At 64.2% G+C, this 3,013-nt stretch carries 1 protein-coding gene; it reads left to right on the forward strand.

Going from position 1 to position 3,013, the window contains the following annotated elements; genetic code table 11:
* A partial coding sequence (locus tag HV670_RS29595) for an Ig-like domain-containing protein (RefSeq protein ID WP_246258117.1) occupies positions 1–3,013 on the forward strand: 3,013 nt, incomplete at both ends.

Here is a 3,013-nt window from a genome sequence, read left to right on the forward strand (position 1 = left end):
GCCCAGCCCGGTGCATCCGACGCAAACCGCGACGACCTGGCCGATTGCGGGAACCGGGAGTGGCGCGACGTTCACCCCGCCCACGCAGGGACCCCGCGTGCAGTCGTTTGCCAGCGAGGTGACGACCGGCCAAACGACCGCGCTGACCTGGTCCGACCTCAGGCCTGGCACCTACCTCATCGAGTCGGGAACGCATCCGTCCATCCAGGGGCCGATGGGTCTCTACGGGGTGCTCATCGTCAGCACGCCGGCAAACGGCACCACGCGCGCGGTGGCTTACCCAGGCATCAGTTACGACGCCGATCTGCCGCTCGTGCTGAGCGAGATCGACCCGGTGCAAAACGCAGCGGTCGCCTCGGCAGTGACGACATCCGGCTTTAGCGAAACGAAGGTGTGGTCCGGGCAGTCCGGAGCGTGCGGCGATCCGAAATCGCCGAGCTTCGGCACCTGCTATCCGCCCGCCGTGAACTACGATCCGCGCTACTACCTGATCAACGGTGTTGCATTCGACCGTTCGAATGTAAGCGGGTCGACATTTCCGGTCGCCGCGCCCGCGTCCACCGGGCTCGTGCTGCTGCGCTTCGTGAATGCCGGGCTGCGCATGCACGTTCCGTCAGTCGTGAGCGCGCAGACGAGCATTCCTCCGGGTAATCTGCTCGTGTCCGGCTTTTCGCTGGTTGCGGAGGACGGTAACGTCTTGCCTGGCAACCCACGCGTGCAGACGGCGACATTTCTCGCGGCCGGCAAAACTAACGACGTGTTGATCAACGCTCCGGCAACCGGCGCGCTCGCTCTGCCGGTATTCGACCGCGAGCTGAGCCTGTCGACCAACAATCAGCGCGACGGCGGGATGCAAGGCTACATCAGCGTCAACGGCGGCGCGGCGTCGACGTCGGCAGCCGGCAACTCGGGTGCAGTAGCGAATCCGGATTCGTATTTCCTCGTGCCGGGCAATGCGCTCAATGTCGTGGCCCCTGGCCGAGGCGTCATGTCCAACGACGTCGGCGTGTTCGGCGTGCAGGTCAAGACGCCGCCAACGGGGGGCGTACTCACGCTCAATCCGAACGGCACCTTCAATTACGTGCCGAACTCGGGCACGACGTCGGACAGTTTCGTGTACCAGGCCAACGGCAATCCCGCGCTCACTGCCACGGTGACGCTTGCCGCGTGCACCTCAGGTTCGAACTGTCTGTCAGGCACACCCACGGCGAACGACGACATCTACAGCAGCAACATTGCGTCGCAGTTGCACATCGGCGCCCCGGGCGTGCTCGCCAACGACAAGGATCCTTCGGGGCTGCCGTTGTCCGCGTCCGTGGTCGGCAGTGCGACGGGTGGGACTGTTACGCTGAATGCGGACGGCTCGTTCAACGTCGTACCGTCGGTGCCGCCCGTCGGAAACGGCACCGCCAACGTCACGTTTCACTACAAGGCGGTGAATTCGCAGAACACGCCGAGCGCCGCCGCTACCGTGACGGTGACGTTCAAGGGCGGCAGCGGCCTTGCGGTCGCGGTCAAGGACGCGAAGATCGGCACGGTGATCAATGACTATCGCTGGATCATCGAGGAAGACCGCACGTTCCAGATCGACCCTGCCTGCCAGGTGAACACCACGCCGCGCCCGGCCTCGTGCCCGCCGCTGCCGGTTCCCAGCCTCGGCACGAGCTTTCACACCAGCTACATGCCAGTCATCGCCGCGGGCTGCATGGGTACCGTCTCATGCGAATCCGGGCAGACGGTGCTCGACCCTGCGACCAACGCCCACGTGCCCGCGGTGTGCGACGTAGGCAACGGGGGATGCCGCATGGATGCCGCCCAACAGACGCCCGTCGATCCGAGGCAGGTCGCGCTCGATCCAAAGAAGCACTACTACATCTCGATTCTGCCGGGCGATGCCGGCAACACGTTCACGGCCGGAGCCGGCGCGCCCAAGCCCGTCAACCCGAGCAACCCCGACGGCGCAAAGCGGCAGTTCGACATTGCGAAGGATTGTCCGTCGGGTCCGGGCGGCGCGGATTTCGCTCCGGGAACCGGCACCTGCGGTCACGCGATGGGCGGCGCGTCGATCGCGCCCGCACAGGCGGCTGTCAACGTATTGCTGCAACAGACGCCGCTACTGCCAGCCAAGATCTCCGTGTTCGTCTTCGAGGACGACGCGCCCGTCAACGGTGAAGTCGACGTGAGCGGTGGTACTGACGCATTCGGGACCGCGCGCGAGCCGGGGCTCGGAGGCTTCGAAATCAAGCTCTTTGACGACGCGGGCGGTACAGGTGACCCGACCGGCCAGATGACCTACGACATGTTCAACATGCCGCTGTCCAATTCCTTGCAAGGGATGAAAGATCCCGCCACCGGCTTGGACACCTGTCCGATCTCGAAGACTTCGAAGGCGGAGCAGGACGGCCTGGTTGGCATGATTCCGACGTGTCCGAAGTTCGAGTCGGACGGCAAGACGCTGTCGCCGCTTGTCGGGCAGGCCATCATCGCCAATCTGATGCCGGGCCGCTATGGTGTCGTCGCCTATCCCGCAGCCGACCGGATCGCGAAGGGCGAAGAATGGCTGCAGACCAACACGCTCGACGGACAGAAGGCGCATGACGCATTCATCAAGGTCGGCGGTCCGGCTTACTTCCAGGAATTCGGTCCTGCGGGCTTTCACGTCACGATCGGGTTCGCGAATCCGAAGACCATCAATGCGCGCCTGCCGGGTGTGTGTCAAGGCGTGAGCTGCAACAACACGGTCAAGGGCAGGATTACCAATCTGCACTACAGCCGTCCGCCAAACGAAAATCTCTACAGCAGCGGCTCGCGTGAGTCGCTGAGTTTCACGCAGTGCTATGTGAGTGTCGGCGATCCGGACAGCGAGGATATCGCCTTCACGCGATGCAATGCCGACGGCACATTCAGCATCGGCGGTCTGCCTGATGGCACGTTCCGAATCACGGTGTTCGATCAATGGAACGATCAGATCGTTGACGGGCTGGCCACGGCCGTCCAGTTGGCGGGCGGTCAG

The sequence above is a fragment of the Pararobbsia alpina genome (assembly GCF_902859895.1).
In the GTDB taxonomy this organism is placed as follows: domain Bacteria; phylum Pseudomonadota; class Gammaproteobacteria; order Burkholderiales; family Burkholderiaceae; genus Pararobbsia; species Pararobbsia alpina.